Origin of the sequence: Streptomyces sp. STR69 (assembly GCF_024519455.1) — a bacterium.
Classification (GTDB): domain Bacteria; phylum Actinomycetota; class Actinomycetes; order Streptomycetales; family Streptomycetaceae; genus Streptomyces.
In genome coordinates this window covers 1-9,014 of sequence record NZ_JALJRY010000064.1, presented here as the reverse complement: position 1 = coordinate 9,014, position 9,014 = coordinate 1, and the positions used below count along the sequence as shown (strand labels likewise).

At 60.2% G+C, this 9,014-nt stretch carries 4 protein-coding genes, 1 tRNA gene and 2 pseudogenes; 5 read left to right on the top strand and 2 right to left on the bottom strand.

Annotation, left to right across the window (positions count from 1 at the left end; genetic code table 11):
* Positions 1-420 precede the first annotated feature (420 nt).
* The 4 genes and pseudogenes from OC490_RS48655 to OC490_RS48640 all read left to right on the top strand — a co-directional run bounded on the left by OC490_RS48655 (position 421) and on the right by OC490_RS48640 (position 6,947).
* Positions 421-4,272 (top strand): NACHT domain-containing protein, encoded by a 3,852-nt coding sequence (locus OC490_RS48655; RefSeq protein ID WP_262064489.1) that lies wholly within the window; start codon positions 421-423, stop codon positions 4,270-4,272.
* A 456-nt stretch (positions 4,273-4,728) separates the two neighbouring features.
* Positions 4,729-5,370: pseudogene (locus tag OC490_RS48650) on the top strand (replication initiator); the annotation flags it as partial.
* Positions 5,360-5,563, top strand: a complete 204-nt coding sequence (locus OC490_RS48645; RefSeq protein ID WP_262064488.1) for a helix-turn-helix transcriptional regulator — start codon at positions 5,360-5,362, stop codon at positions 5,561-5,563. The pseudogene OC490_RS48650 and the gene OC490_RS48645, both read left to right, overlap by 11 nt.
* A pseudogene (locus OC490_RS48640) lies at positions 5,560-6,947 on the top strand (tyrosine-type recombinase/integrase). The gene OC490_RS48645 and the pseudogene OC490_RS48640 overlap by 4 nt, the downstream one beginning before the upstream one ends.
* Positions 6,948-7,032: 85 nt before the next feature.
* Here the strand turns inward: OC490_RS48640 and OC490_RS48635 are convergent.
* Entirely contained in the window at positions 7,033-7,806 is a 774-nt protein-coding gene (locus OC490_RS48635; RefSeq protein ID WP_262064487.1) for a hypothetical protein, read from the bottom strand.
* A 438-nt stretch (positions 7,807-8,244) separates the two neighbouring features.
* Positions 8,245-8,316 (bottom strand) — tRNA-Arg (locus OC490_RS48630).
* Between the two features lie 59 nt (positions 8,317-8,375).
* On the opposite strand from OC490_RS48630, the gene OC490_RS48625 reads away from it, so the two are divergent.
* Positions 8,376-8,978: a response regulator gene (locus OC490_RS48625; RefSeq protein ID WP_262064486.1), complete on the top strand. Its 603-nt coding sequence runs from the start codon at positions 8,376-8,378 to the stop codon at positions 8,976-8,978.
* Positions 8,979-9,014: the final 36 nt, after the last annotated feature.

The window sequence follows — 9,014 nt, the reverse complement described above, 5'->3', positions numbered from 1 at the left end:
CCGTCAGCCCACCGCCATCGGGATACCTCATCCCTCCGGCATAGCGCAGCCCACATCAATCGTCACGACCCCACGTAACCCACACCGTTAAAGATCTCTAGCAGCGCCCTTATGGTGCGGTTGTGGTGCGCACCCCGCCCACTGGTCTAGACAACAAAGAACCCCCGGGTCATCGACCTGGGGGTTTCATATGGAGCGGGTGACGAGAATCGAACTCGCACTCTCAGCTTGGGAAGCTGCGATCATTTGAGGCCTCCCGGCGGCATGCTGACCTGCGTCTTCGGTCGGCCTCGGCAACCCACCTGGTTCAGGCACGCATCTGACACGTCCAGGACGGCGTGCGCTCTCATCTGCGATATCGCGAGCGAAATTCTTCCAAGAGGCCCCGCGCGGAGCACAACTGTCCGCCATACTATGGCCATGAAGTTTGATCTCTCCAAGCTAGGGCCGCGCGAGTTCGAGAACCTCGCCCAGTCTCTAGCTCTCGCCGAAATCGGTTCAGCTCTGAGTGTCTTCGGTCCCGGCCCGGATGGCGGAAGAGAAGCAACCTTCGACGGACCCGTCAAATTGGGTAAGGACGGGCCGACTGTTGAAGGATACGGAGTATTCCAAGCCAAGTATTGCGAAAATCTAACCACACCAAGGAAGGACGCGACTTGGCTAATCAGCCAGATTCGCGACGAGCTAAAGGACTGGAAGACTTCTACTAAACGTACCAAAAAGCCTGATTGCCTTATTTTTGTAACAAACGTTACCCTTTCTGGTGTGCCTAACACGGGCGGTCTTGACCGCGCGCACAAGGAACTTAAAACACAGTGCGAGGCATTGGGAATCGAGAAGTGGTATGTCTGGCATGGAGAGACTGTAAATCGCTTGCTGGAGATTCATCCCAAGATTCGGACGAGTTACGCTGCCTGGGTTCTCCCAGGCGATGTACTAGCAGAACTGTACTCCCAATTCTCGGCACGCAAGCAGGAAGTCGGTAAAGGGCTGCAACGATACCTCGCCAAAGAGCTGGTACGTGATCTCCACGTTAACCTGGACCAGGCCGGCTCTGCTGATGACTTGCAGATTCCACTCGCGGAAGTCTTCATTGATCTTCCTATGGGCCCTCCGGGCGCGAGTAGCCCAGGTGCGCACACGCATGTGCTGCGTGGTCTTATTAACGCATGCGACAAGAGAGGATCCTCACGCACGGCTGACCGACGAAAAAGTAACGGGCGTTTCGTTCTTGTAGGAGGACCTGGGCAAGGCAAAAGCACTGTAAGTCAGTTCCTTTGTCAAATCTACCGAGCACGTCTCATCGAGGGAACCTCTGTGGGGCGCACCAAAGACGTCGCGCAGGCGGTAAAGCTCATTACTGAGCAGTCAGCACGAGAAGGGCTAATCCCCAATTCTCACCGATGGCCCGTGAAAGTTCCGTTGACCCAGCTTGCAGACGACTTGGCACATGGTCGCTCAAAGTCGCTTCTTCAGTTTATTGCAGCGCGAGCGTCTGATTCCTCAGATGTCAACATTACTCCGCAGGACCTTCGTGAATGGCTCGCAACTTTCCCTTGGCTTCTTCTTCTGGATGGCCTTGATGAGGTGCCGGCATCAAGCAACCGCGACCAAGTTTTGTCGGCGGTTAACGAATTCCTTATGGATGTTGATGAAATTTCCGCCGACGTGATGATTATTGCCACCACGCGACCCCAAGGGTATACGGAGGAATTTTCACCATCAAATTTCTTGCATCTAGAGCTCAAATCACTTGGAAAGGAGCGCGCGCTTCACTACGCCGGAAAGTTGGCTACTGCTCGCCATGGTGCTGATTCCGAACGTACCGCAAGGCTTATGCATCGGTTGAATCAAGCGGCGGATGAGGTCTCAACCGGACGCCTCATGTCATCGCCGCTTCAGGTCACAATCATGGCAGTACTGCTTGACAGAATGGGAAAGGCCCCAAAGGATCGTTACACTCTATTTAAAGATTACTACAGAGTGATCTATGAGCGTGAACTGGAGAAGGAAGGGGCTGCAACCAACCTCCTACGGGACCATAGGGCAGACATTGATACCATTCACGCTGATGTAGGTCTCTTGCTTCAGACGCGAAGCGAGAGGTCTGGGGATACGGAATCCAGGATTGCGATCGATGAGTTTAGCACTATAATTCGACAGCGCCTCGAAGGTGAGGGGCATGCAGGTGAATTGCTAAACTCGCTGACCAATTCTATAAGCCTTGCAGCCACGGATCGCCTCGTCTTCCTGGTTCCGTCTCGTGCAGGTGAAGTTGGATTCGAGATTCGATCGCTGCAAGAATTCTGGGCGGCAGACGCGTTGATGTCGGCTAGTGATGAAGAGGTCCGTGACCGACTTAGTTTGATTAGCGCAAGCTCCCATTGGCGGAACGTGCTTCTATTTGCGGTGGGAAAAATCTTCGCTGAAAGGCGTCATCTGCGCGACTCAGTCGGTGCTGTTGTGGCCGAGTTGAACATTCAGGCAAAAGAGCCTCAGGCGCCCACTCGCCGTCTGGCGCTAGGGTCACGTCTTGCACTGGATATTCTGACTGACGGGATGGTGAAGGCGCCCAAGCATGAGGCTGTCTTGGTAGATCAAGCCACGAAACTCTTTGGTTTGCCGTCTATCAATGATATGGAGCGGCTTGTTCCAGCCCTTTCTGATAGCGGCCTTCAAACCGCTAAAGGGAACGTTGAGAGCTGGATTATTGAAGGAAAGCGGGTAAGTGATAGCCTCCTTATCTTTCTAGCTAGACTGAGTGCTAGAGGTGATGCGTGGGCCAAGGTAACGCTTGATGCAGTCTATGCGAGCATGGATGATGCCGCGCAAGACAGAGCTCTGCGGCTTGCGTTCGAAGTGTCTTCGTCGGAGCTGCTAAATGTTGCGGCTGAGCGTCTTTTGGATGTGCCTCTCCAGGATCTTCCAGCGATTCTGTCAGCTCGGTGGAGGCGCCCTTACTCTCGCTCTTTGCAGGTCGACGCAGGCCCTGAGTGGATCACTAACTTTATCGCCGTCTACGAAAGTCCTGCGTATCATGCAAATATCACTCCCTCGCTCATTGTCGGCGGGAGCAGGATTGATTGCAGTATCTCAAGGGTCGGAGACCATCTAGTTTGGCGGGATATTAATCTGGCCGAGGTTCCTGCTGCCCATTGGATGCATGCCGTAAAGACGTTCAATGACGAGCCGTCACCGGCATCACTCAAGAAAGCGGCTATTTCGGTTAATGCTGCTGGATTCGGATTCACTTCAGGTGCCTCATTCCTTCCGTGGCCAATTGTTGCTGTGCTCCAAGATGTGAGATATGGGGATATCCCCGAAGACTCCCTCGTCGATAGCTCCTACGTTGGAGATTTGGAAGCCTGGCGACAGATTGAGGAATCCTGGCAGGAGCCGATTTCGATCGACCGTCTAGCGCGGAGCTTTTCTCAAAGCGTGCGTGACCAGCTTCCGTTTCTTCCTCTGGCGGCAGCTGTGGGTCGGAGCTTCGACACGCCAGCCGGCATCGTACGTAATGGTTTTACTGATATTCACCTGGCTGAGATGGTGCAACTGATCTCAACGTCGCCTGACTATGTACGGTCTTACATTGCCCAGTTGACTGTTAGTAACGCGCGTGTATTCGATAGAGGCCAGGTTGGGCTTGTGGAGGTTGAGAGCCTTAAAAAGCTTTCCGAGATTGCTATGGAAGGTTCAGGGCACGTAGATCTCACCTGGCTTGCGCGCGCGCGGAAAGTTCCGAATGGAATTGGGATGTGGCTAGATGGAGCGTTGGTAGGTAGTGCTGGAGCTGTGTGGATGCCACACGTCCCTTCGGCCATCTATCGAGAATGGGTGAAGGACTTTTCGCAGGTTGAACTCGGTCTCTTCCTTTGTACTGCGGATGCGAGTGGCATCCCCAAGGGGGTTCGCAGCGCGATTTCTCGCGAGTGGAAGAAAATCAAAAGTGACGCTTCAGTCGACATTCGACGCAGAAGTGCGGTCTGCTTTGTTGTGAGTTCCTTGGAGCCGTGCATCGATGAAGCGGATTATTCTGCGAGAATTGAGACTCTTACGGAATCAGTAAAGGCTGGCTTGGTCGATCCTGAATATGTTGCAATGCAAATCTATCTCTCGCATGACGTCGTGCAGCAGAGGCTTATTTTCAGTTTTCTCGATGCATTTCCAGAGCTTGACCATGATGTTTGGGAAGTAGCAATTGAGCGACTTGTGGCTGACGAGACTAGTGTTCCGACAAGGATTGACTTCAGTGCTATGAAGGCTCGATAGGTTAGCGCAACTGAAGCGGCCTCAAGGCCATTTATGAGAGGCGTGCGCAGAGGCTTTTAGGCTGGACTTTCAAGTCCACGGCTGCTGTCTGCCAGTGAGAACGGTGATCTTTCGGAGATCGTCTGTGCGTCAGCTGACGAAAGTCAGCCTCGGCGGCGGCTGCACTGATCGATCAGGCGCGCGTGTGTCTCGCTGCACCCCCACCAGCATGAACCACGCTGTCGGCTCTGTGTTGTCGACCAGCGCAACGTGCCTGGCCGCTTCAGTCGGACTCTCAGAGCCGGATGTTCCGAGCGCGCTGGGGTAGCTGCCATCCTTGGGTACTTGACGTTGAGCCTTGCCAGCGCAGCCTTTTCAAGGGGGCTGATCGCTGTGTACGCGAACGGACGTTAGCCGGGCTGAAACGGCGAAAACGGGAGCGCAGGCTCGGCCGGGGGCCGTGCGGCGCGCGGGGAGCGGAGCGAGCCGCCGGAGGGACCGGCCTCGGCTCCGCCCGGGTGGGCGACAACAGCCCTGCTGATGGACGCGGTACAGGTGGTCGTCGCCCGCGTGCGGGTCGTTGCTCCTGGCGCGGATGTCGTGGGCGCTCGCGTACTGCGCTTCGGCGATCAGGTCGACGTGCGGCCCATCGTGGCGTTCGGAGCGGGGGAGCGGCTGACCTCCGCGGCTGTTGCGGGTTACATCGCGAAGTACGCCACGAAGGGCGCCGAGTCTGCCGGGGCGGTCGACGGTCGCATTCACCAGGCGCGGGAACTGGTCATGTTGCCGGTACGGGCTCACGTCCTCCGCATGATCAGTACGTGTTGGTGGCTGGGCGGTCTGCCTTCTTTCGAGCCTCTGGGGCTGCGGCGTTGGGCCCACATGCTCGGCTACGGCGGCCACTTCTCGACCAAGTCACGGCGTTACTCGACGACTCTGACTGCACTCCGTGAGGCGCGTGCAGAACACCGTGCGGAAGAGCAGCGGACCGCCCTCGGCATCGGCGGGCGGACAACCGTCACCATCGGCCAGTGGCGCTATGCAGGGCGCGGCTACTCGCCGGAGGCGGCACTCCTGGCGGCCTCCGTACGGGAGGTCGGTGGTCCTCATGGCGCGTGAGAAGACGGCCGAACTACTCACCGTGCTGCAGGTGCTCGAAGAGCTGGGCGGGATCTCCCGGCGCACCTTCTACCGCTGGCGCGAACTGCGCCTCGCGCCGGCCTGCATCCGTTTACCCAACGGGGAGTTGAGGGTTCGCCGCGACGTGCTCAACGACTGGTTGGCGGAACGTGCGGAGGGGGCCGCATCGTGAAGTCGTACAGGGTCGTCATCTGGAAGTTGAGTATCAACCGCTCCGCGAAGAAGCCGACTTACCTCGTCCGCTGGTCCGTGGACGGCGAGCCGTTCCACGAGTCGCACGAGACGAAGGCGCTCGCGGATCGCTTCCGGGCCAAGCTGCTTCGAGCCGCCGACAAGGGCGAACCGTTCGACACAGTGACCGGGTTGCCTGACTCTCTCCGTGGTGGGAAAGCGGCGTTGTCGTTCCTCGACCTGGCGGTGAAGTACGTGGGGGCGCGTTGGGCGGAAGCGTCGGCGAAGCAACGGGACAGCATGACCGATGCTCTGGCGACGGTTGTTCCCCTCCTCGTCAAGCCGGGGAGGGGGCGGCCCGCTCCTGAGGTGTTGCGGCGGGCGCTGCGCTCGTACGTCCTGCCGGTTTCCCGCAGGGAACGAGAGCGGCCGGAAGAGATCGCGGCGGCCGTGCGGTGGATCGAGAAGGCATCGCTCCCCGTGGGTGAGCTGCAGGAGATCGCGCGAGTGCATGAGCTGATCGACGGGTTGGGCCGGAGGATGGACGGCAAACCTGCGGCGACACAGACGCACCGCCGACGCAGGGCGGTGGTCTTCAACTCACTTGAGTACGCAGTGGAGTTGGAGCACTTGCAGTCCAACCCGCTGAGCCGAGTGCGGCGTAAGCGAGGCAAGCGTGCGGTGCAGGAGGTTGACCGTCGGGTGGTGGTCAATCCTCGGCAGGCTCGTGAACTGCTGACCGCCCTCACCTGCGTGGGTGGCTATAGCGCGCGAGCGGCCGACGGCTGAAGGCGTTCTTCGGGTGCCTGTACTACGCGGCCATGCGGCCAGGCGAGGCGCTGGGACTCCGCCGCCCTGACTGCACGCTTCCGGCGTCCGGCTGGGGGCGGATTGAGCTGGCGGAGACTCGTCCCACGGCAGGGAAGGCGTGGACGGACTCCGGGGAGGCGCACGATCGGCGCGGCCTGAAGCAACGGGCCAGTGGCGAAGTGCGCGTCGTGCCGATACCGCCTCCGCTGGTGCGGCTGCTCCGTGAGCACCTGAAGGAGTTCGGTACGGCGAAGGACGGCCGGCTGTTCTCCAGCGAGCGGGGCAACGTGATCGCGGCCTCGTCGTACTCACGAGCGTGGAAACAGGCTCGGGAACTGGCGCTCGTACCGCATCAGGTGTCGTCGGTCCTGGCCTTCCGGCCGTACGACCTTCGCCATGCGGGCGTCTCCCAGTGGCTCAACTCCGGTGTCCCCGCTCCCGAGGTGGCGGCCCGTGCCGGTCACCCGGTCGACGTCCTTCTGAAGATCTACGCCAAGTGCATCGACGGCCAGGAGCAGGAGATGAACGACCGGATCCTGAGAGGCCTGGGGGAGGAGTGCGGCGCCGAAGACTGACTGACACAGCCCACACGCCCCTCACACGAGCCCCGGAGAGATCCGGGGCTTCGTCGTGTCGGAGGTGTGTCGGACTCTCGCGTTGCTACGGGCCTCGCTCCGCGGGCACTGCCGGCAGTCCCGCGGCTCCGGTCAAGGTGGCGGGCTCCAGGAGTCCCGCCACTACAGCCTGGATGATGACGTCGTTGGCTATCCGCTCGCTCCCCACCCCGGCGATGTAGAGCCGGAAAGGCACGACCAGCATGAGAGCCCACCAAGGGGAGTAGAGCCAGCTGAGCGTGGCTGCGAGCCCTATGAGGGAGTAGGCGACGTTCTTGCGGAACTCTGCTTCGCCCACGGCTCGGTCGTACTCGTTGAACAAGTCGTAGTTGGCGATCAGGAGTTTGATACGAAGCTGCCTGGTCTCGCCGAGCACGTCACGTGCGACAAGGTTGACCAGACCACGCTCGCCCTGCTCACGACGAGGATCTCTGATCTCATTCGGCTTCGGTACAGGTACTCGCCCTTGCGCTTGCAGGAAGCTGACCAGGTCATCGAACGCGAGCTTCGACACGCGAGGCGTGAGAGCCATCTGAATGTTCCTCAGTCGCGCCGTCTTCCGTGCTTCCTGCACGTTCACCGTGGCGACTCGGACCATCAACATGGCGCCGATGAGGTATGCGGCGAAGGCTGCGGACGCCAGCAATGCGGCGGGGCCCATCAAGCCGCCGAGGCGGTACAACGACGCCCACACCCCATGTGCTTCCTCCCGCGTCGGGACCCGATCCTCCACGATCAGCCAGAGCGTCAAGAGCCAGATGCACCCCGCCGACAGTGGTGCCCGGACGTCACGAAGGCCAGGCAGTAGGTTCGCCAGCATCTCTCCTCCTTGATCCAACGTGCTGGCCGTATGGGACAGCAGGGCCTTGGCGGAGTCCTGAGCGGCCGAGCCCAAGACGCATGCGGACAGCGGTGGTTGCGTCGAATGGGCGTGGGGCTGGCCGTCCGTACCCCAAGGTCTCGTAAGGCCGGACCTCACATGTGGCCAGCGTGAAGGCTGAAGACGGGCCGCGCAGCCACATGCCCGGGATCTTCACTTGAGCGCGGTCAGACGGAGAGACTTGGCTGCCTGCGCAGAGACGGGACAAGGAGACGGCAAACGGACGTTGACCTGCTGGAAAGGCCGCCAAAATCATTACTTCGTCATTGCGTGATCACTGGCAAACAGCTGCTTCGGCGGCATCCGCCTGCACATACGCGAAGACCCCGTCTTCAGCTAGCGAGCTGATGGCGGGGTCTTTGGGCACCTAAATCAAGGTGCCCCCGGCAGGATTCGAACCTGCGCACACGGCTCCGGAGGCCGTTGCTCTATCCCCTGAGCTACGGGGGCGTGTTCGTCGCGGTGTTCGCGGCGACGGGTAGAACCCTACCAGCTCCATCACGGTGTTCATGAACAGGTTTCTCGGTGGTCAGGGAGGTGGTCGGGGAGGTGTCCCGGGTCGCTCGCAGGGGGTGGAAGTGGGGAAAACCCGGACGCGGTGGCCGGTCCGGACCTACTCTCGAGTTGTGCCAGGCGCGTCGGGTCGGGTGCTTGTTGTGGACGACAACAAGGTCATCCGGCAGTTGATCAGGGTCAATCTCGAGCTGGAGGGTCTCGAGGTCGTGACCGCGGCCGATGGTGCCGAGTGTCTGGACGTCATCCATCAAGTGCAGCCCGATGTGGTGACCCTCGATGTCGTCATGCCCCGGCTGGACGGACTGCGTACCGCCGCTCGGCTGCGCAGCGATCCCCGTACCCGTGATCTGCCCCTCGCCATCGTCAGCGCCTGCACTCAGCACGAGGTTGAGAGCGGACTGGACGTCGGTGTCGACGCGTTTCTCGCCAAGCCCTTCGAGCCTTCCGAACTCATCGCGCTCGTACGGCAGTTGATTGAGCGTGGGCGGCGTGACGTTACAGACGGGCTGTCCATCGGCGGCCCCTTCGGCGCGAGCGAGGCCGAACGAGCCGACCGGGCCGAGCGAGCGGGACGGGGCGGTCGTACCGGCGGCTGAAACCGCCCCCCGTCCGACACCGCCCCCCGTCCGCCG